At 43.8% G+C, this 19,310-nt stretch carries 23 protein-coding genes; all 23 read right to left on the bottom strand.

Features of this window, described 5'->3' with window-relative positions:
• Positions 1–173: 173 nt before the first annotated feature.
• Entirely contained in the window at positions 174–1,316 is a 1,143-nt protein-coding gene (gene wecB / locus ACGTNH_RS03170) for a non-hydrolyzing UDP-N-acetylglucosamine 2-epimerase (protein WP_394584942.1), read from the bottom strand.
• A gap of 10 nt (positions 1,317–1,326) precedes the next feature.
• Positions 1,327–1,959 carry a uracil phosphoribosyltransferase gene (upp, locus tag ACGTNH_RS03165; protein WP_394584941.1) on the bottom strand — a complete coding sequence of 211 codons (633 nt, stop codon included), beginning with the start codon at positions 1,957–1,959 and terminating at the stop codon, positions 1,327–1,329.
• Between the two features lie 215 nt (positions 1,960–2,174).
• Positions 2,175–3,431, bottom strand: a complete 1,257-nt coding sequence (gene glyA / locus ACGTNH_RS03160) for a serine hydroxymethyltransferase (RefSeq protein WP_394584940.1) — start codon at positions 3,429–3,431, stop codon at positions 2,175–2,177.
• Between the two features lie 31 nt (positions 3,432–3,462).
• Positions 3,463–4,008 carry a TIGR01440 family protein gene (locus ACGTNH_RS03155; protein WP_394584938.1) on the bottom strand — a complete coding sequence of 182 codons (546 nt, stop codon included), beginning with the start codon at positions 4,006–4,008 and terminating at the stop codon, positions 3,463–3,465.
• A 66-nt stretch (positions 4,009–4,074) separates the two neighbouring features.
• Positions 4,075–4,515 carry a ribose 5-phosphate isomerase B gene (gene rpiB, locus ACGTNH_RS03150; protein ID WP_394584937.1) on the bottom strand — a complete coding sequence of 147 codons (441 nt, stop codon included), beginning with the start codon at positions 4,513–4,515 and terminating at the stop codon, positions 4,075–4,077.
• Between the two features lie 197 nt (positions 4,516–4,712).
• The gene (locus tag ACGTNH_RS03145; RefSeq protein WP_394584936.1) at positions 4,713–5,327 is read right to left on the bottom strand and encodes a low molecular weight protein arginine phosphatase; all 615 of its coding nucleotides are present in this window, start codon (positions 5,325–5,327) and stop codon (positions 4,713–4,715) included.
• A 53-nt stretch (positions 5,328–5,380) separates the two neighbouring features.
• Entirely contained in the window at positions 5,381–5,923 is a 543-nt protein-coding gene (locus tag ACGTNH_RS03140; protein ID WP_394584935.1) for a manganese efflux pump MntP, read from the bottom strand.
• Between the two features lie 61 nt (positions 5,924–5,984).
• Entirely contained in the window at positions 5,985–7,022 is a 1,038-nt protein-coding gene (locus ACGTNH_RS03135; RefSeq protein ID WP_394586124.1) for an L-threonylcarbamoyladenylate synthase, read from the bottom strand.
• Positions 7,023–7,256: 234 nt separating this feature from the next.
• Positions 7,257–7,574 carry a hypothetical protein gene (locus ACGTNH_RS03130; protein WP_394584933.1) on the bottom strand — a complete coding sequence of 106 codons (318 nt, stop codon included), beginning with the start codon at positions 7,572–7,574 and terminating at the stop codon, positions 7,257–7,259.
• A gap of 50 nt (positions 7,575–7,624) precedes the next feature.
• Positions 7,625–8,230 carry a stage II sporulation protein R gene (spoIIR, locus tag ACGTNH_RS03125; RefSeq protein ID WP_394584931.1) on the bottom strand — a complete coding sequence of 202 codons (606 nt, stop codon included), beginning with the start codon at positions 8,228–8,230 and terminating at the stop codon, positions 7,625–7,627.
• A 55-nt stretch (positions 8,231–8,285) separates the two neighbouring features.
• Positions 8,286–9,125: a peptide chain release factor N(5)-glutamine methyltransferase gene (prmC, locus tag ACGTNH_RS03120; RefSeq protein ID WP_394584930.1), complete on the bottom strand. Its 840-nt coding sequence runs from the start codon at positions 9,123–9,125 to the stop codon at positions 8,286–8,288.
• 1 nt (position 9,126) lies between these two features.
• Positions 9,127–10,197, bottom strand: a complete 1,071-nt coding sequence (gene prfA / locus ACGTNH_RS03115; protein ID WP_394584929.1) for a peptide chain release factor 1 — start codon at positions 10,195–10,197, stop codon at positions 9,127–9,129.
• Positions 10,198–10,277: 80 nt separating this feature from the next.
• Entirely contained in the window at positions 10,278–10,673 is a 396-nt protein-coding gene (locus ACGTNH_RS03110) for a hypothetical protein (protein ID WP_394584928.1), read from the bottom strand.
• A gap of 62 nt (positions 10,674–10,735) precedes the next feature.
• The gene (locus ACGTNH_RS03105) at positions 10,736–11,596 is read right to left on the bottom strand and encodes a dimethylarginine dimethylaminohydrolase family protein (RefSeq protein ID WP_394584926.1); all 861 of its coding nucleotides are present in this window, start codon (positions 11,594–11,596) and stop codon (positions 10,736–10,738) included.
• Positions 11,547–11,852: a hypothetical protein gene (locus ACGTNH_RS03100; RefSeq protein ID WP_394584925.1), complete on the bottom strand. Its 306-nt coding sequence runs from the start codon at positions 11,850–11,852 to the stop codon at positions 11,547–11,549. Before ACGTNH_RS03100 ends, ACGTNH_RS03105 begins: the two co-directional genes overlap by 50 nt.
• Before the next feature lie 174 nt (positions 11,853–12,026).
• Positions 12,027–12,647, bottom strand: coding sequence for a thymidine kinase (locus ACGTNH_RS03095; RefSeq protein ID WP_394586123.1), 621 nt, complete (start codon positions 12,645–12,647; stop codon positions 12,027–12,029).
• A 353-nt stretch (positions 12,648–13,000) separates the two neighbouring features.
• Positions 13,001–13,285, bottom strand: a complete 285-nt coding sequence (locus ACGTNH_RS03090; RefSeq protein WP_394584924.1) for a hypothetical protein — start codon at positions 13,283–13,285, stop codon at positions 13,001–13,003.
• The gene (locus tag ACGTNH_RS03085; protein ID WP_394584922.1) at positions 13,251–13,496 is read right to left on the bottom strand and encodes a type B 50S ribosomal protein L31; all 246 of its coding nucleotides are present in this window, start codon (positions 13,494–13,496) and stop codon (positions 13,251–13,253) included. The genes ACGTNH_RS03090 and ACGTNH_RS03085 overlap by 35 nt, the downstream gene beginning before the upstream one ends.
• 147 nt (positions 13,497–13,643) lie before the next feature.
• On the bottom strand, positions 13,644–14,945 hold the full coding sequence (gene rho, locus ACGTNH_RS03080) for a transcription termination factor Rho (protein WP_394584921.1): 1,302 nt from the start codon (positions 14,943–14,945) through the stop codon (positions 13,644–13,646).
• 539 nt (positions 14,946–15,484) lie between these two features.
• The gene (gene murA, locus ACGTNH_RS03075) at positions 15,485–16,771 is read right to left on the bottom strand and encodes a UDP-N-acetylglucosamine 1-carboxyvinyltransferase (protein WP_394584919.1); all 1,287 of its coding nucleotides are present in this window, start codon (positions 16,769–16,771) and stop codon (positions 15,485–15,487) included.
• 66 nt (positions 16,772–16,837) lie between these two features.
• On the bottom strand, positions 16,838–17,482 hold the full coding sequence (fsa, locus tag ACGTNH_RS03070) for a fructose-6-phosphate aldolase (RefSeq protein WP_394584918.1): 645 nt from the start codon (positions 17,480–17,482) through the stop codon (positions 16,838–16,840).
• A gap of 98 nt (positions 17,483–17,580) precedes the next feature.
• Positions 17,581–18,444, bottom strand: coding sequence for a class II fructose-1,6-bisphosphate aldolase (gene fba, locus ACGTNH_RS03065; RefSeq protein ID WP_394584917.1), 864 nt, complete (start codon positions 18,442–18,444; stop codon positions 17,581–17,583).
• Between the two features lie 164 nt (positions 18,445–18,608).
• Positions 18,609–18,980: a response regulator gene (locus ACGTNH_RS03060; RefSeq protein WP_394584916.1), complete on the bottom strand. Its 372-nt coding sequence runs from the start codon at positions 18,978–18,980 to the stop codon at positions 18,609–18,611.
• Positions 18,981–19,310 lie beyond the last annotated feature (330 nt).

The raw sequence follows: 19,310 nt of genomic DNA, 5'->3' as shown, positions 1-19,310 counted from the left end.
TTTTGGTCAAAGGAACGAAAAAATGCCGACTCCTGCGGGATGAGCAGATAGGAGAAGCCCAGGGTTGGTTTTCCGTATTGCCCCGCGGAAAGCGGCGCTTTTTCCTGTTCCTTCATACTTATAGAAGTACATCTTTTTCGACAGACTAAGCCTCTTGGTTAAAGAGCCTTTTTTTATTCTGTTTCAAAGGGGGCCGGCTTATCTGCTCTCTCTTTGAAAAAGTAGCGGATCGATTCAGCTATGCGAGCGGAAGCCTGACCATCGCCGTAAGGATTAGAAGCTTTTGCCATGGACTTATGCTTTTCTTCATTTGATAAAAGTTCATGAGCCAGGTTAAAGATGTGATCTTCGTTTGTACCCGCCAGCTTCAAGGTGCCTGCGTCAATACCTTCAGGCCGTTCGGTTGTATCACGCAGGACAAGGACAGGTACACCAAGAGATGGAGCTTCTTCTTGAACGCCTCCTGAATCCGTTAAAATCAGGTGGGCGCGGGCTGCGAAATTGTGAAAATCAATAACATCAAGCGGTTCGATCAATTTAATGCGATCGTCTTCCCCTAAAATTTCATCCGCCACTTCTCGAACTGCCGGATTTAAGTGTACAGGATAAACGACTTCTACGTCCTCATGTGCCACAACGAGACGCTTAATCGCGCGGAACATTTGCTGCATGTTGCGGCCGAGATTCTCGCGTCGATGGGCTGTCATAAGCACAAGACGCGTATTTTCGCCGACGGATCGCAGTACTTCTGAAGTGTAGTTTTCATCAACTGTCGTTTTTAACGCATCAATCGCCGTATTACCCGTTACAAAAATGTGCTCACCCGGTTTATTTTCAGCTAGCAGATTATCACGGGATTTGTTCGTCGGCGCGAAATGCAGATCAGCCATGACCCCTGTTAACTGACGGTTCATCTCTTCGGGAAAAGGAGAATATTTATCCCACGTACGTAAGCCCGCTTCGACGTGTCCTACCGGGATTTGATTGTAGTAGGCGGCAAGAGAAGCAGCAAACGTTGTCGTTGTATCCCCGTGAACGAGCACAATATCCGGTTTTGTTTCTTTCATGACGCCGTCAAGTCCCGTAAGTGCTCGTGTAGTGACTTGGGCCAGCGTTTGACGATCCTTCATAATGTTTAAATCATAATCCGGTTCAATGCTGAAAATCTTCAACACTTGATCAAGCATTTGTCTATGCTGAGCGGTCACTGTGACGATGGGTTCAAATTGCTCTGACCTTTTTTTCAATTCTAAAACGAGCGGGGCCATCTTAATGGCTTCAGGTCTTGTACCGAATATGGTCATGACTTTAATCATGGAAGTCTCCTTACTTCGTGCCAAATAGACGGTCGCCGGCGTCGCCGAGACCTGGTTCGATGTAGCCTTTTTCATTTAATCTGTCGTCCATTGCAGCGAGGTAAATGTCGACGTCAGGATGAGCTTCCTGCACAGCTTCCACCCCTTCAGGTGCAGCTACGAGACACATGAGACGAATTTGTCGTGCGCCGCGTTTTTTAATGGAATTGATCGCTTCGTTGGCGGAACCTCCGGTGGCAAGCATAGGATCGATGACGATCAGTTCACGTTCTTCAATATCGCTTGGAAGCTTCACATAATATTCAACGGGCTGAAGGGTTTCAGGATCACGATAAAGTCCGACGTGACCGACTTTTGCAGCTGGTATAAGCTGGATAATTCCATCTACCATACCCAGTCCTGCGCGTAGAATAGGAATTAGACCAATCTTTTTACCTGTTAGTACTTGGGCTTGGGCGTTCGAGACCACAGGGGTATCAATTTCAACTTGTTCGAGCGGAAGGTCGCGCGTGATTTCAAAAGCCATCAAAGCAGCTACTTCGTCTACGAGCTGGCGGAAATCCTTTGTGCCTGTTTCATTCTTCCGTATGTACGTGAGCTTGTGTTGAATTAATGGATGGTCCAAAACATATACTTTTCCCATGTCAGTCACTCCTTTTAATAGTTTGCATCCCGATAATTGTACAGAAAAAGTCGATAAAGAGCAAGGGATGGTGGTGAAGATCCTGCCGGTACCAGGTACGCCGAGACAAAACAGCGGTACCAGGTACCAATTATTATTTCGGCGTACCTGGTACCGACCTTCTTTCTCCAGTAGAAAAAAAGCCCACCTATTTACAGGTAGACTTTTAACGTTCATTATGGGGTGCTTGGCATAAGTGATTGGTATAGTGGGAAACGGGAAGTGAGTTCACTTACACGTTCCGCTGCTTCTTTTAGTTTTTCATCGTTGTCATGGTTTTTTAGTGTGAAAGCAATCAATTTACCGATTTCTTTCATTTCATCCTCTTTAAAACCACGGCTTGTTACAGCAGCAGTACCAATACGAATGCCGCTCGTCGTAAATGGTCCTTCTGGGTCAAATGGAATCGTATTTTTGTTCGTTGTAATCCCTACAGCATCTAGTGCTTTTTCAGCAACTTTTCCTGTTAAACCGACTTCACGCAAATCAAGCAGCAGCAGATGGTTGTCCGTTCCGCCTGAAACGATACGTACGCCGTTTTCAGTCAGTGTTTCACCAAGCTGCTTCGAGTTTTTAATGATTTGGCGGGAGTACTGTTTGAACTCTGGCTGAAGTGCTTCTTTAAAAGAAACAGCTTTCGAAGCAATAATGTGCATTAAAGGACCGCCCTGCATGCCTGGGAATACGGTTTTGTCAATTTTCTTCGCGAATTGTTCTTCACATAAAATCATTCCGCCGCGTGGTCCGCGCAACGTTTTATGAGTGGTAGTTGTCACAAATTGAGCATGTGGAACCGGGTTTGGATGAAGACCAGATGCTACCAGACCGGCGATGTGAGCCATATCTACCATAAGATAAGCATCCACTGCATCTGCAATTTCTCTAAATTTAGCAAAGTCAATCTCACGTGGATACGCACTTGCACCTGCTACGATCAGCTTAGGATTTACTTCTTTTGCTTTTTCTAAAACAGCATCGTAATCAATGCGTTCGTCTTTTTCGTCAACGCCGTATTCTTCAAAATTGTAGAGTGTTCCACTGAAGTTTACCGGACTTCCATGGGTAAGGTGTCCCCCGTGGCTCAGGTTCATTCCCAGCACCGTGTCACCTGGCTCTAGAATCGTAAAGTAAACAGCCATGTTCGCTTGTGCACCGGAGTGAGGCTGTACGTTTACGTGCTCAGCGCCAAAGAGTTCTTTCGCACGATCTCTCGCTAAGTTTTCTGCTACGTCTACGTGCTCACAGCCTCCGTAGTAACGGCGGCCCGGATAGCCTTCCGCGTATTTGTTCGTTAGTACAGAACCCATCGCTTCCATTACTGCTTCTGACACAAAGTTCTCCGAGGCAATTAGTTCGATATTGTTCTGCTGACGATTCTTTTCATCCATTACCGCATTGTACAGTTCTTCATCTGAACGTTTTACATGTTCCATTTGTAAAAAATCCCCTCTCTCCGATTCCTTGTTAGCGTTCATAAATAGCTCGTGCGCCGCCAACGAGCGGCGGGCGTGTTCGAGCAACCGTGACGTGGGCGTGGCCAATTGACTTTTGTTCGATACGAAGCGGTACGGCGACGCGTTTTAAATGCATCCCGATTAAAGTATCTCCAATGTCGACGCCGCCTTGGGCTTGAACGGTTTCTACAAGCACAGGGTCGTCCATGTGTTTAAAAGCATAAGATGCCATGGATCCTCCTGCGTCTGAGACAGGGATCGCTGTCACCTCTGTGTACCCGTTAGCTTGTTGAACTTCCCGTTCGACAACGAGCGAGCGGTTTAAATGCTCGCAGCATTGAAAAGCGAGATCGGCACCTGATTGTTTTGAGAACTTGCGCCATTCTTCAAACAACACTTCTGCGATCGCTTCACTTCCTGATGTTCCTATTCTTTCACCTGCTATTTCACTGGTGGAGCAACCAACGACAAATAATCCGTTTCTCATATGACCGGTTTCCAGGAGCTGCCGAGCAACATTAGCTGTATCCTGCTGAATCGCCTTTACATCTGCCATTTGGGCCATCTCCTTTATTTGCTGAAATGTTGATTTCTCACTCGTTACACTTATCTATACATTCTATTACTTATTCTCGTATTCGGCAATCTTATTTATGCGATTTTTGTGTCTTCCTGCTTCAAATTCAGCCTGGACCCATGTTTTCGCGATTTCGCGAGCAAGCCCGGGGCCAATGACACGTTCTCCCATGCAGAGCATGTTGGAGTCATTGTGTTCACGTGTCACTTTTGCCGTGAACAGATCATGAACGAGTGCAGCACGAATGCCTTTAACTTTGTTTGCCGAGATCGACATACCAATACCTGTCCCACAAATCAGAATGCCTTTATCAAACTCCCCGCTCGCTACTCGTTCTGCTGCCGGGAGGGCATAATCGGGATAGTCAACGGATCCTTCACAATCGCATCCTAAATCTACATATTCGATACCCAACTCTTCTAAAACTTCTGCTACTTCACGGCGCAGGTTAACCCCGCCATGATCAGAAGCGATAATGACTTTCATGCTGGTCACACTCTCCTCTATCCAATATTCCATTCGTCAATTTTATAGTGACAGGTATAACGCAAGCTGTCAATCGAATAAAGGGCAGTTAAAAGGGTTTCATTGGGTGTATTAAAAAAAAGGAGAAACTTCCTATTTAAAAGAGGGGGATATGAGAAGGTCCTATTCAAAACAATGAACAGGACATTTCAGTGGATTTATGAATCTTTCTCGTTTTCTAATTTTTCTACTAGCAGATGAATCGTTTTCTCTAATTCTTCTCGCGTTTCCCGGTAGACTTGTACACTTTGGCCGTACGGATCTGTAATGTTTAGATTTGGCAGCTTATCCTCCGCTTGCTGAATCGCTTGAATCTCTTCATTTAATTCTTTTAGTAAATGCTGCTCAAGTTCCACTTCATTTAAGTTCTCATCGGCTTGGCTGAGCACCCACGCTCGTTTTTCTTCAAATTGAGCATATAAATCTGTTAAGTGTCTCCATTGATCTTCATCGATAAGAACATATTCTTTTAGTGTAAAAAATTTATGCTGAAGATCTGGATATTGTAAGGCTAACGTTTGTTTATGGCTCTCTGTCATGCAGAGTACAATATGTGACCAGTTTAGCAGCTCAAGGGATACCGGCGTTGATGTATTATCGAAGTGTAATCCGATTTCCTCCAGTACCTCGACCGTGTTAGGTCCCACAGGTTGATTTACATCAGCGAAGATCCCAGCGGATTTTACATTATTTTTATTATCTTTTGCTTTCATAATCGCTTCTGCCATTGGACTGCGGCACGTATTCCCTGTACAAATAAACAGTACATTCATCGGTGATCCTCCCCTTAACATCATCTTTTACCATTTTAACACAGGTTTTTATATTAAAATATGGTATAGAATCCAAGGGCGCACAAAATGCTGCCGCCGAGGATTTCGCTATAAGCACCTACGTAGCTTGTCGCACGTCTGCCGACGAGGAAACCAAGCCAAGTTAACCCCGTGCTCATCATGCCAAAGGAGAAGATAGATACGATCGGGTTCATATTGTGTAAACCGAGACTAAATCCAACTGGAAAGCTGTCTATACTTACACTAAAGGCAAAAACCCACAACCCGAAACCTGCCATCGAATGAGCAGGGGAATGTTTTTCCGTAAAAGAGGCAAATAAGGTATAGAGGCCTAAAGTCAAAAGTAAAAACCCTCCTGCCAGTGAGGCCCATTCACTTACATTAACGAAAAGCCATTTTCCTAAAAGAATGCCGAGACCAGGCATCACCATATGTAACAATCCTACGAGCAAACCAGCGATTCCTATATATTTTAAACGAACAGATTGCATTCCCATCCCTAATGAAATGGAAAATGCATCCATACCTAATGCAATCGATAAGAGAATAATGGACGTCAGATTTTCTAATTCCACGAAAAAAGCCCCCTCCTTGGACATGCTACTGTAAAGTATGCAAAGGAGATGGGGCGTATGATTAGTACTGTATAATTTTCTGTGTCGCAGCCTTGCGCAGGCGGTTCATAATCGCCACTCCAACACCGTGTTCTGGAAAAGACTCACATAAGATGAGGTCAACGTCTGCTTTTTTGTAATATCTTAACGCGCGGTAAAGTTCTCCCGCGACTTCCTTCAATTGTTTACGGGAGCCACAAGACGTGACATACTCATGATTTAATTGACCGGAAAGCTCCCGGCTGGCAATAACAGCCACTCGCTGCCCTTTTGCTTTCATAGATTCAAGTTGATGCCGAAAAAACTCATCATCCCCTTCCACTAACCAAAGCGGGGCTTCTGGAGCATAATGTGTGTATTTCATCCCTGGAGACTTTGGCTGGTCTTCCGCTTGATCCGCTAAAGCCGGGTCCATTACAATATTGGGGATAAATGTTTCTAAATCTTCTTTAGTTACGCCGCCTGGCCGAAGGATAATCGGGACTTCTGTCGTACAATCCAGAACCGTCGACTCCACCCCGACACCTGTTGGTCCTCCATCCACAATTCCTGCAATCCTGCCATCTAAGTCTTGCTGTACGTGAGCCGCGTCCGTCGGGCTCGGACGGCCAGAACGATTGGCACTTGGAGCGGCTAGTGGCAAACCCGTTTCTTTAAGAAGAGCCAGTGCGATCGGATCGCTCGGCATACGAATAGCGACAGTGTCTAAACCTGCTGTCACATTACGGGCTGCCTTATGATTACTTGGTAACACAAGTGTTAAAGGTCCCGGCCAGAACTGATCCATCAGCTTGTCTGCTATTTCTGAAATATGCGTCACCAGCTGTTCCACTTGAGAACGATCGCCGACGTGGACAATGAGCGGATTGTCTGCTGGCCTTCCTTTCGCTTCAAAAATACGCTGAACGGCTGTTTCGCTCGTAGCGTCAGCCCCTAAGCCATATACGGTTTCCGTAGGAAAAGCAACGACCTGTTGATCCCTCAACAGAGCCGCTGCTTCTTCAATTACATGATGCTGTTCATTTATTGTGGTTGTGCGCTGCCATCGTTTCGTTTGCATTGTCATGCCTGATTGCTCCTTTAATCAACGCGTTTCTCATTCATATCTCTATCTATTATGAAGAATTGAGTGTTAATTCGCAAATCCAGACATTACTCACAGGATATCCTCAACTTACCCACAACTTTATCCACATATCCATAAGATAAAAGCCATCCCTACGTTCGTTGAAATTTTATATATCCACAAGTTATCCACTAAATAATACCCGACTGTGAATAACTCGGTTAGTTATCAACAATTCACACGATACGTCCACAATTGTTCTTTTCCGTCTTTCAATTCAAATTGTTGATGGAGAAGTAACGTGTCCAATTCTTTCGAATGACTTTTCACTTGAATCTCTTGAATGTTTTCTTTTTGAATATACTGCTGGATCAATTCAAACACGTAGAGAATGCCTGTTTTGGAGACATCCCCGTCAACTTGTAAATTCCTTAATCGTTTAACTCCATTGCCTTGCTCACTTAAAATAAATCGCCCGACTTCCGTACGATCTTTTTTAATAGCGTACTGGCTTTCCTCACCAGCTTGAACTTTTTCAATATACATAGGCACCCACCTTTCTTCTACTACTCTATGAAATGAGGGCGCCTATTATGCTAGGTTATCCACTTATTCCAAATCTTCACGAGGAAAAATTCCACTTCCTTCTCTTCTTCTTCGTCTTCTTCTACTTCTTCACTGACGTCCTCTTCTTCGGCTACACTTGTACCATTAGAAAAGTCTAAGAAGCATAGAGGCGGGAAGAGTACACACCACCAGTTGTCCCCTTCTCCTTCACCAAGCGTAATTAATATCGCTTCGTATTCACCAGCTGGATAAACGTAAGAGCCGTAAAGCTTTGTGGGAAACTGCACGTTTGAATCGTAATCAACCGTATAAGTTTGCTCAGCGCCTGAGCGTTGGATAGTTTCTTCTACAATCTTATCTATTTCATCGATGCGTTGTTGAATTAACAAGCGCGCAGCTTCGATCGACGTTAAGGATTCTACCCATTCTGTAATCTCAGCATTCACTTCATCACGTACTTCACGCTTTAACTGCTGGGCCTTAGGATCATTGTTATCAGCGAGAATTCTAAGCCGAATCGCTTCATCCGGAATCACTTGATATTCCGCTCCGTCTGCCTTTTCTTCTGTAGCTCCGAAAATTAGGGTGGTCCAGCACACTGTGGATAATATAAGAATAATAATGACATTTTTCATAAAAAATTCCCTCCCTGTTGATAACTATTGTGGTCAGGGGGGAATAGATTTAAACCTATGAATCTAATATTGCGAAAATCATCCGCTCTTTCTTATTAATGTCTCTTTCAATGGACACTTGATAGTTTGCTAGCTGGCTGTGGATCAACTGCTTGACGGCTTCTCCTTGTTGATGTCCAATTTCGAAAGCGATCATTCTTGGTTTCTGCGCGCGGCGAGCGATTTGTTGAATAATCGTTTGATAGGCCGCAAGCCCACCGTTATCAGCAAATAGCGCAAGGGCGGGATCGAAATTTTTCACCGTGTCATCAAGTGTTTCGTCGTGAGCGATGTATGGTGGGTTGGACACGAGGACGTCGATAGTTTCATCCCGAAGCGGTTCAAGAAAATCTCCACAAAACCATTCGATACGGGCTTCGTGACTATCCGCATTTACCTTGGCCGTTTGCAATGCTTCCTTAGACAGATCCGTCGCAAGCGTGCGGCGGTCTGTTTCCAGTTGTAAAGTAATCGCTATAATTCCACTGCCTGTGCCGATATCAGCTATCGTTTGATCACCTGGCTGAAGGCGCTGGCGGACACCTTCGATTAGCTCTTCCGTTTCAGGACGGGGAATAAGAACGTGTTCGTTTACATTGAAGACGCGACCGTAAAAATGAGCTTCGCCAATCAAATGCTGCACTGGAATACCGGTTTGCGCATGCTGCTTGACGTACGAAGTGAAGCGATCTAGCTGCTCTTTAGGAAAAGGATCCCGTTCATAAGCCATCAGCATCGCCGTGTTGAGCTCAAATAAATCTTCCAGCAGCAGATCAGCAACACGCGGCTCTCGATTATGCTGTTTCAAAAAAAGAGAAGCCCAGCGCCGGGCTTCCTCAATCGTTGTCTGTTTCATGTTATTCACCAATCGACTCTAGTTTTTTCGTCTGCTCTTCAATCAGCAGAGCATCGAGGATCTGATCTAAATTCCCTTGCAAAATTTGATCAAGTTTTTGCAGTGTCAAACCAATACGGTGATCGGTTACACGCGTTTGCGGGAAATTGTACGTTCGAATGCGCTCAGAACGATCGCCCGTTCCAACGGCAGACTTACGGTTTTCATCGTATTTTGCCTGTTCTTCCTGCTGAAATTTATCATAAACCCGGGCACGAAGCACTTTCATCGCTTTTTCTTTGTTTTTGATTTGTGATTTCTCATCCTGACAAGAAACCACAATTCCCGTTGGCTCATGCGTCAGACGCACAGCAGACATCGTCGTGTTTACACTTTGACCACCAGGGCCGCTGGATGCGAATGTGTCCACACGTATGTCTTTTTCATGGATTTCGACTTCGACTTCTTCCGTTTCCGGTAATACAGCAACCGTAGCCGTCGAAGTATGAATACGTCCGCCTGATTCCGTTTCCGGTACACGCTGGACGCGGTGAGCGCCGTTTTCGAACTTCATTTTAGAATAGGCACGGTCACCTGAAATCATGAAAATAATTTCTTTGTAGCCGCCAACTTCATTTGGTGTCGATTCAATGACTTCCGTTTTCCATCCCTGAGACTCCGCATAACGGGCATACATACGGTACAAATCACCGGCAAACAACGACGCTTCGTCTCCGCCTGCTGCTCCGCGGATCTCCATAATTACGTTCTTATCATCATTTGGATCGCTAGGAAGCATTAAAATTTTCAAACGCTCTTCCAGTTCCGACTTCCGGTCGGAAAGCTCGCTGATTTCCTCTTTGACCATTTCCTCCATATCATCATCCATACTGTCGCCAAGCATGGCTTTTGCGTCATCAAGCTGCTCGGTGACTTCTTTATACTCACGATAAGCCGTCACTGTATCCTCTAAGCCTGACTGCTCTTTCGAATATTCTCGCAGCTTGTTCGTATCTGATATCACTTCTGGATCACTTAAAAGCTCATTGAGTTTTTCATAGCGATCTTCTAAGGTTTGTAAACGTTCGATCAATGGTATGCACCTCTTTCTCCATAACAGTACAATTATATTATAGAGAGGTTGCGGTTACAACCACATCCGTTTAATAGCTGTTATTGTGCGTTTACTTTTACAGTAACATTGTAATCAGGAACGGCATTACTTATTTTTTCAGCGACTTTCTCGCTCCATTGCTCATGTTCTTCTTTTGTTAATTGTTCCTCTACTCTCACTGTTACCCACGCATTGTCTTGTTCTAAAATAATACGCTCCACATTCACACCTTCAATGGTAAGAGCGGCTTCACGCATTTGATCACGAATTTCTTTCTCGCCCCACGTATCACCAACGCGCTCAATCGAACGCGGATTCGTCGGGGTCGTAGACGGATCATCTTCTAATCCCATATTCATAATATCCTGACGGTTCGTGTGACCTTGAGATTCCTCCAGATTTTGTCCGCATCCTACGATGAAAAGAAGAAAAAGAATAGCTGCCCATCGAAACATAAATTCACCTCTTCTCTTTTTTTCTAGTTTGACCGAGAAGAGGATGATTATGCTTTAGATCTTTATGATTTTCGTGCGATCGGCAGTGTACAGCAGCGAAAGGAACCGCCAGATTTTATAATTTCTGATAAATCCACTTCCACGACAATAAAACCAGCATCCTTAAGCTGTTGATTGACGTTTGGATTTTGTGGAAGGCTGATTACCAGCTGCTCTCCAATAGATAAAACGTTGGTCCCCATTTGAAACTGCTCTTTTTCATCAACTTCAATGCAGTGAAAAGTCTCCTTTAACAACTGAACATCCTGCTGCTCAAAAGCAGGTGAGTGTATGAGAGCCGTATGCTCATTAACAATGTTGAACGCACAATCTAAATGCAGAATATCGTCACGCAGTTTTAATGGGATGACTTCATATTCAGGAAGCGCTTTTTGCAAATGTTCAACGGCTGCCATACTCGTCCGATCACTTATTCCGACATAAATGGTGCCATGATTAATAATAACGTCTCCGCCTTCAATCGAAGGGCCAAAAAGTCTCGTGAACGTGACGTCTTCTCTTTCCAGAAAATCAAGCAGCGGCTTAACCTCTTCCTGGCGAACATCACTGGCAAGAGAGGAAACAAACATTTGATCTCCTATACAGAACCCTATATCTCTCGTGAAAACTTGTTCATTAAGCTGAGGGCTTGTTGGTAAGTAGTCGACTTGAATATTGTGGCTTTGAAGGACTTTTACAAAATGTGTATGTTGTTTCACCGCTAAATCAATATCTATATTTTCGTTGGCGAAATGCTTCTGTGTTTCATTAATAATTTCAGTGATCTTCATATGTTCAGGTTTACTAACCAGCACCTTCTTCAGAGCGTCATATTCATTTCGACATCCCTTTGACTGATTTGAATTCGCGTTCTTCGTCTGCATGTTGATTCCTCCATCGACCGAATTGTGTATTTCTTATATTTTCACATAAACGGACATACTCTAAACATAAATCGTAAATCTTACTGTTATTTCTAATTTCAAGGCTTTCCTGCGCACACTGGGTGCAAAGTTCAATCGACGAATCAATGGCCCAGCTGTTCTCTGTTTTATCGTTTACTTCTACAGCATAAACATAAGCATCAGAACACTCTTTCAACAGTCGCGCCTCTTTTAATCGTTCGTTCGATGAGGTCATGAGTATTCCCCTTTTTTATTGATTATACTATATAAATTCCTTTTTCTGGGCTTCAAAAACAGAGACGAGCACATTGGAAGCACGACGCTGCCGTTTAATCTCCCCCATTATTAGAAATTAAATTACTATAGTAAAAACCCGCTTCACTTTAATAAGCAAACGGGTTTTTGAGATCTATTTATAGCTTTCAGCATGAGCCTTCACTTGCTCTTGCCTGGGTTTATTAGGAACTTCGTGATGGTGACGGCAGCGCGGCTCGTACGATTCAGAAGCACCTACTAAAATAATCGGATCATTATAGGATGCAGGCTCTCCATTGATCAAACGCTGCGTTCGACTGGCAGGTGAACCACAGACGGGACAAATTGCATTCAGTTTCGTAACACTTTCGCTTAACGCCATGAGCTCCGGAACTTTCCCGAATGGCTCTCCACGAAAATCAGTGTCAAGTCCGGCGACAATAACGCGGATTCCTCGATCCGCCAAACATTCGACGACTTCTACAATATTGTCATCAAAAAACTGTACTTCATCAATCCCTACAATATCCACATCATCGCCAACTTCCGGAAGAATCGCGAGGGATTCACTAACTGGACGAGCCAGTACAGAAGTTCCGTTATGAGAGACAATGGAATCTTCCTTATAACGATTGTCAATTGCCGGTTTAAATACGCGAACGGACAAATTTCCATATGTAGCTCTACGTACACGACGAATGAGTTCCTCCGATTTCCCACTGAACATACTTCCACAGATGACTTCAACCCAACCACTTTGCTTCATTACATACACGTTCACTGCCGCTCCCTTCTCCTACTTACACGTCATTAAAAAAGCTCTCCCTTTGGCGAACGTTACAGCTGATCGCCTCAGGACAGCTTTTAAAATTCATTCTGTTTTATTTATTGCCGAAGCGAAGGTTTCCTAACCATTCACTTATTTAGTATTCTCCAGCGGCCAGACACTCGCGCCATAAGTAATCTCCCTCCATCGGCAAAGAACACCCGATTGCGGCAGCTTGCTTATGCGTGTCGTGTCTCCCAGGCCGCTTCCGCTTTTCTTACTGTCCAGCTCCGTCTCGCAGGACCTAGTGACATAAGCAACCCGGCTACGTGAAGAAAGAACACTTCACTTCGCCGGTTTGCTTATGCGTACGCTCCTGAACACTCGCCTGCGCTTTTCTTACTGTCCAGCTGCAAGGGGCAGGTCTTCGCGTCGTAAGCAATCCCATTACGTGGCATAGACAGCCACTGCATGGTTTTGCTTACGCGTGTCAGGCCTAAACCGCCCCTTTCCACTTTTCTTTTTACTAACAAAAAACAGGCAAACGGTTTGATATTTGCCTGTTTTTGCTCAAAATTATCAATGTTCACCTTAGAAGGTGTCCATTCATTATTATGAAAGGTTATATTTTTTCTTAAAGCGATCAACACGGCCGCCAGCTTTGTCAGCTTTCTGTTTGCCTGTGTAGAACGGATGAGACTCTGAACTAATTTCAACACGGATCAATGGGTATGTGTTGCCATCTTCCCACTCGATCGTTTCGTCAGATGATTGTGTAGATCCGCTTATAAACTTGAAATCAGAACTTGTGTCTAGAAATACCACTTTACGGTATTCTGGATGAATTCCCTCTTTCATGTTCTTCCACTCCTTTTTGCCCTGAATCCTTTTGAAACAGAGTTATTGTAAGAGCCTTCGAAGGTTAGTCGTTACACCTTTTACTAAAACTCACATAGAAAGATTATATCAGCACTAGATTGTCAATGCAACAGCCTAATTGCATTATTATTTTCTAGCTCCTGCTTTTGCTGGCTTGCCCTGCTTCCCTTGCATATCCTGATCCATAAGCTCGAAAAATTCTTCATTGGTCTTCGAAGCACGCAGTCTGCGTAAGAAACGATCGGAGAAATCATGGGCGTCAGACATCGTTTTGCGGATGGCCCACACTTTATCCAGTTCGGCTTTCGGAAGAAGCAGTTCTTCTTTTCGTGTTCCGGAACGAACGATATCGATCGCCGGGAAGATGCGGCGTTCCGCTAAGCTGCGGTCCAGATGGAGCTCCATGTTACCTGTTCCTTTAAATTCTTCATAAATAACATCGTCCATGCGTGAACCCGTATCAACGAGCGCCGTCGCTAAAATCGTTAAGCTCCCGCCTTCTTCAATATTACGCGCTGCACCGAAGAAACGTTTGGGGCGGTGAAAGGCTGCTGGATCAATACCGCCAGAAAGTGTACGCCCACTTGGCGGGATTACTAAGTTGTAAGCTCTGGCAAGACGGGTAATGCTGTCCATTAACACGATAACGTCACGCTTATGTTCAACCAGGCGCATCGCTCGTTCCAGAACGAGCTCTGCTACTTTAATATGGTTCTCTGGCACCTCGTCAAATGTTGAACTGACCACATCTACATCCGGCGCAACAGATCGTTCGATGTCTGTTACTTCCTCTGGACGTTCATCGACAAGTAAAATAATTAATTTTGCCTCTGGATGATTGGTGGTTATGCTGTTCGCCATTTGTTTTAAAAGCATCGTCTTTCCTGCTTTAGGTGGAGCGACGATTAAGCCACGCTGCCCGTAACCAACTGGCGCCATGATATCCATAATCCGCGTAGAAAGCTTTTTGCTTTCTGTCTCCAGCGTCATTTTACGATCGGGATAAAGAGGAGTTAAAGCTGGAAAGTGAACACGTTCCTTTGCTGTTTCCGGATTTTCCCCGTTTACAGCATCCACGTGAAGCAAACCGTAATAGCGTTCGTTTTCCTTAGGAGGGCGAACTTTCCCGGAAACTTTGTCGCCGTTTCTTAAATCAAATCTACGAATTTGAGAAGCTGAAATATAAATATCTTCGGCACTTGGTGAATAGTTAATTGGGCGTAAGAACCCAAATCCTTCTGACGGAATAATCTCTAGGATCCCGTCCATAAATAAGAAGCCATCCTTCTCTGCCTGCGCTTTTAAAATTGCGAAAATCAACTCTCGTTTTGTTAGCTTCGCATAATAGGAAACTTTGAATTGCTTAGCTAAAGAGTAGAGTTTTTTCAAGGTCATCGTTTCTAAACTTGAAATTGTTACTTCTGACACATAATCACCACTTTAATTTATTTTTGACCTGTAGATATTGTATACCCGAGCGTGCCTTCAATCATCGATCCTGTTGACAATCTTATGTTTGGATGAATACGTGAAGATGGGTTGGAAGGTAAATGAAGTCTGCAGAGGTTACGATTTATTTATCTTTTAAGAAACAATATACATTGTACAACTTGTTAGGATAAGGATTCAAGAATTTTATCAGGCAGGTGAATTCAGGAGTAATTTATGTGGCGGTATCATGACGGTATAGCAGAGCGGTACCAGGTACACAATCGCCTCATATGATGCATTGATGCTTAATTGGATTTGTGTACCTGGTACCGAATGCTCTCACTACATTCATTGCTGATACCGTTATGCTCTCACGATATGCTGTGCTATTGCTGCTTTTCCTCTATTTCCGCTGTTGCTGTAACGGTACCAGGTACACAATCGTCTCATAAGATTCATTGAGCCTTATTTGGTTTTGTGTATCTGGTACCGAAGTGCTCTCACTACATTCTGTGCTAATACCACAGTATATAAAATTAAGAGTTTTGGAATTGTTCAACTTCTTCTTCAGACATTTCCTCATACCAGATGTTGGCGCCGAGTTCGATTAGCTTGTTCGTGATGTTTTCATATCCTCTTTCGATATGGTCGACACCTGTGATTTCAGTGATCCCTTTTGCCATCAAACCAGCAATGACAAGTGCAGCGCCAGCTCGTAAGTCAGAAGCTTTCACTTTAGCTCCTTCCAGCTGAGATGGTCCGGCAACGATCGCCGATCCTCCTTCAACTTTAATCGAAGCGTTCATTCGCCGTAATTCATCAATGTGTTTAAAGCGGGCTTGATAAATGGTGTCGGTTACGACTCCTGTGCCGCCTGCCTTTGTCAGAAGCGTTGTAAACGGCTGCTGCAGGTCCGTTGGGAACCCTGGGTAGACGAGCGTTTTAATATCGACGCTCTTTAAGGCTTTTCCTGGTTTGACATAGAGCTGGTCATCATTTTCTTCAATCGTGACGCCCATTTCTCTAAGCTTCGCCAATAAGGATTCAAGGTGTTGAGGAATAACATTATCAATAATCATCTCTTCGCCTTGAGCTGCAGCCATAATGGTGTATGTTCCTGCTTCAATACGGTCTGGAATGATCGTATGCAGGCAGCCGTTTAATTCTTCTACACCTTCGATACGGATGACGTCTGTACCGGCACCCTTGATCTTAGCACCCATACTAGCCAGCAACGTAGCCACGTCAATGATCTCCGGCTCTTTCGCAGCATTTTCAATCACTGTTTTGCCTTTGGCTTTTACAGCAGCCAGCATGATGTTAATGGTAGCTCCCACACTGACCACGTCTAAATAAATGCGAGCTCCACGAAGCTCATTGGCTCTTAAATAGATCGCACCTTGCTCGTTTGTTACTTCAGCACCTAATGCTTCAAAGCCTTTAATATGCTGATCAATGGGTCTTGGGCCTAAGTGACAACCGCCCGGCAGACCAATTACGGCCTTTTTAAAGCGTCCAAGCATGGCTCCCATAAAGTAATAGGAAGCTCTTAACTTCTTCACCCGGCCATTCGGAAGCGGCATCGAGATCATTTCTGATGGATCAATTTCTAAAGTTTGTCCATCTTTACGCACGGTACCGCCTATTTCTTCCAATAAATCTGATAAGGTATGAACATCAGAAATATTAGGAAGCCCTTCAATGGTTACTTTTGAATTCGCCAAAATCGCTGCAGGAAGTAAAGCTACAGCACTGTTCTTTGCTCCACTTACGCGGACCTGGCCGCGCAAGCGAGTTCCACCTTCTACTAAAAGTTTTTTCATGAGTAACTCCTCACTTTAAGGTAAAGATTCTGACCTTAGTGTATGCATGTTTTTCCAATTGACTCGTTACTTTTGATTATTCCAGTCATTTAAGAATTTTTCAATACCCTGATCAGTGAGCGGATGCTTAACAATTTGTTCAAATAGCTTGAATGGAACAGTGGCGATATGGGCTCCATTTAATGCGGATTCTGTAAGGTGCATAGGGTGTCGGATTGATGCTGCAATGATCTCAGATTCAATCCCGTGGCGGTCGAATATCTCTGCAATTTGAGCAATTAGCTCCACCCCGTTTTGGCCAATATCGTCCAAACGACCTAAGAATGGAGAGACGTAAGAGGCACCGGCACGTGCTGCAAGAAGGGCCTGGTTAGCTGTGAAAATCAGCGTTACGTTTGTTTTAATATTTAAATCGCTTAATGCTTTAACAGCTTTTAAACCTTCCAGTGTCATCGGCACTTTAATCGTAATGTTTGGAGCGATCGCCGCGAGCTCTTTTGCTTCCTGAAGCATTCCTTCTGCGTCCAGTGAAATCACTTCCGCACTTACCGACCCTTCCGTTACTTCACTTGTAATTTCACGCAGTCGATCGTGAAAAGATACTCCTTCCTTAGCTACTAAACTTGGGTTCGTTGTTACTCCGTCCAGAAGACCGAGTGCATTCGCTTCTTTTATCTCTGAAATATTGGCTGAATCAATGAAAAATTTCATATTTAACCCTCTCCCTGAATTAGATTTTGTCGAATGATGGCGTTTTCATACATGTGGAAAAGGAAACCGCTACATCGTAACGGCTTCCTTTTCGATCCTTATGCTTTTTGAGAAGAACCAAATTCACGCATTTTTCCAATAACTGTTTCCTTGATCGCGTCGCGGCCAGGTCCAAGATATTTACGTGGATCATATTGCTCAGGCTGTTCAGCCAGTACTTGACGTACAGCTTTACCTTGAGAAATTTGGTTTTCTGTGTTTACGTTTATTTTTGCTGTACCGAAAGAAATAGCTTTCTTAATATCAGCTGTAGGGATTCCTGTTCCACCATGAAGAACAAGCGGCTTGTCCACAATTCCCATAATTTCTTCCATGCGGTCGAATCCTAGATTCGGCTCCCCTTTGTAAGGGCCGTGTACAGAACCTAGTGCCGGGGCAAATACGTCAACATTTGTTTCGTCAACGAGCTGCTTACACTCAGATGGAATTGCGTATGCTGCTTCTGCATCATCAACGATCAGGTCATCTTCCTGCCCGCCTACACGTCCAAGTTCTGCTTCAACAGAAACTCCGTGGATGTGTGCAAGTTCTACCACTTTTTTAGTTACAGCAATGTTCTCTTCTAGAGGATCGTGGGATGCGTCGATCATTACAGAAGTGAATCCAGCATGAATTGCTTCCGCACACTTCTGGAAGCTGGAACCGTGATCTAAGTGAATCGCTACAGGAACAGTCGTACCGTAGGACTCCATAAGAGATTTAACCATGGCTACGACTACGTTAAATCCTCCCATATAACGTCCAGCACCTTCAGATACCCCAAGGATAACTGGCGATTGTTCTTCTTCAGCAGCCTGAAGAATCGCTTGAGCGTACTCTAAGTTGTTTAGGTTAAACTGTCCTACTCCGTAGCGTTCTTCCTTAGCTTTTTCTAGCATTTCTTTCATTGAAACTAACGGCATGAAAGATCCTCCTTTAAAAATGTATCTTATCTATTACCAACATATCATTGTACGTTTTTAACAAAAATATGTCATGTAAGCTGATGTACAGTATTAGAATACCAATACCCTAAAGAAGGTGCAACAGCAATCAAAATAGATAACGCTTACATGCCAAAAAAAGATTATAGTTTCTCTTTAGAAATGGATTTTGCTACTAAATCACGCATCATATGGATATCAAATGGTTTTGATATTATCTCTTTTACAAAGAAATAATCCGTATCTTCTTCTATTGAAGCCGGGGAGAGCCCTGTCATTATTAACACAGGCTGATGAAGGTTTTGATCATGCAAATACTGGAGCACTTCTCCGCCGCTCATCAACGGTAGTTTATAATCCATTAAGATAAGATCTGGATGATGTTCAATAACTTGTTCACATGCTTGCTTTCCTGTTTTTGCTGTGATGATTTCATAGCCGTCGCCTTTCAGCAATTCCTCAAGCAACAGGCGTATGCCTGGTTGATCGTCTACTACGAGCACTTTGTTTCCCATCTTTTTTTCACTACCTTTCCACAGAAACATGCATCTCCTATACTCATTAAGGCTTTTAGGCTATATTTCTACATACTCCTGCCGTAATCCTTCATTTTTTGAAAAAAAGTGATAGGATTAAAAATAATCCTCATCGATCAAGTAGTAAATACTCCTAAAAACTTGGTTATTCTTTGCTTTCCTTCCAAAATTCGAGAAAATATTATTTTGTAACATTTTGAGGTAATCCCTCGAATTAAGTATAAATATTCATTTCATTTTATTTTTATGAAATACAAAAACTGCCTTAAAAGTTCTTACCTGAAACGGAAGAACTCCCAAGACAGTCTT

The sequence above is a fragment of the Halobacillus sp. B23F22_1 genome, from assembly GCF_043497005.1.
Lineage (GTDB): Bacteria > Bacillota > Bacilli > Bacillales > Halobacillaceae > Halobacillus_A.
This window is presented reverse-complemented; position numbering and strand designations above follow the sequence as displayed.

What these genes read in the sequence shown, in the direction of transcription:
- glyA (WP_394584940.1), bottom strand. Translation starts at nt 3,431, where the DNA reads ATGGAACATGTAAAACGTTCAGATGAAGAACTGTACAATGCGGTAATG.
- fba (WP_394584917.1), bottom strand. Translation starts at nt 18,444, where the DNA reads ATGCCGTTAGTTTCAATGAAAGAAATGCTAGAAAAAGCTAAGGAAGAA.
- fsa (WP_394584918.1), bottom strand. Translation starts at nt 17,482, where the DNA reads ATGAAATTTTTCATTGATTCAGCCAATATTTCAGAGATAAAAGAAGCG.
- prmC (WP_394584930.1), bottom strand. Translation starts at nt 9,125, where the DNA reads ATGAAACAGACAACGATTGAGGAAGCCCGGCGCTGGGCTTCTCTTTTT.
- ACGTNH_RS03110 (WP_394584928.1), bottom strand. Translation starts at nt 10,673, where the DNA reads ATGTTTCGATGGGCAGCTATTCTTTTTCTTCTTTTCATCGTAGGATGC.
- ACGTNH_RS03135 (WP_394586124.1), bottom strand. Translation starts at nt 7,022, where the DNA reads ATGCAAACGAAACGATGGCAGCGCACAACCACAATAAATGAACAGCAT.
- spoIIR (WP_394584931.1), bottom strand. Translation starts at nt 8,230, where the DNA reads ATGAAAAATGTCATTATTATTCTTATATTATCCACAGTGTGCTGGACC.
- ACGTNH_RS03085 (WP_394584922.1), bottom strand. Translation starts at nt 13,496, where the DNA reads ATGAAAGAGGGAATTCATCCAGAATACCGTAAAGTGGTATTTCTAGAC.
- ACGTNH_RS03145 (WP_394584936.1), bottom strand. Translation starts at nt 5,327, where the DNA reads ATGAATGTACTGTTTATTTGTACAGGGAATACGTGCCGCAGTCCAATG.
- ACGTNH_RS03100 (WP_394584925.1), bottom strand. Translation starts at nt 11,852, where the DNA reads ATGACCTCATCGAACGAACGATTAAAAGAGGCGCGACTGTTGAAAGAG.
- ACGTNH_RS03060 (WP_394584916.1), bottom strand. Translation starts at nt 18,980, where the DNA reads ATGGGAAACAAAGTGCTCGTAGTAGACGATCAACCAGGCATACGCCTG.
- upp (WP_394584941.1), bottom strand. Translation starts at nt 1,959, where the DNA reads ATGGGAAAAGTATATGTTTTGGACCATCCATTAATTCAACACAAGCTC.
- murA (WP_394584919.1), bottom strand. Translation starts at nt 16,771, where the DNA reads ATGAAAAAACTTTTAGTAGAAGGTGGAACTCGCTTGCGCGGCCAGGTC.
- ACGTNH_RS03130 (WP_394584933.1), bottom strand. Translation starts at nt 7,574, where the DNA reads ATGTATATTGAAAAAGTTCAAGCTGGTGAGGAAAGCCAGTACGCTATT.
- wecB (WP_394584942.1), bottom strand. Translation starts at nt 1,316, where the DNA reads ATGATTAAAGTCATGACCATATTCGGTACAAGACCTGAAGCCATTAAG.
- ACGTNH_RS03105 (WP_394584926.1), bottom strand. Translation starts at nt 11,596, where the DNA reads ATGCAGACGAAGAACGCGAATTCAAATCAGTCAAAGGGATGTCGAAAT.
- ACGTNH_RS03155 (WP_394584938.1), bottom strand. Translation starts at nt 4,008, where the DNA reads ATGGCAGATGTAAAGGCGATTCAGCAGGATACAGCTAATGTTGCTCGG.
- rpiB (WP_394584937.1), bottom strand. Translation starts at nt 4,515, where the DNA reads ATGAAAGTCATTATCGCTTCTGATCATGGCGGGGTTAACCTGCGCCGT.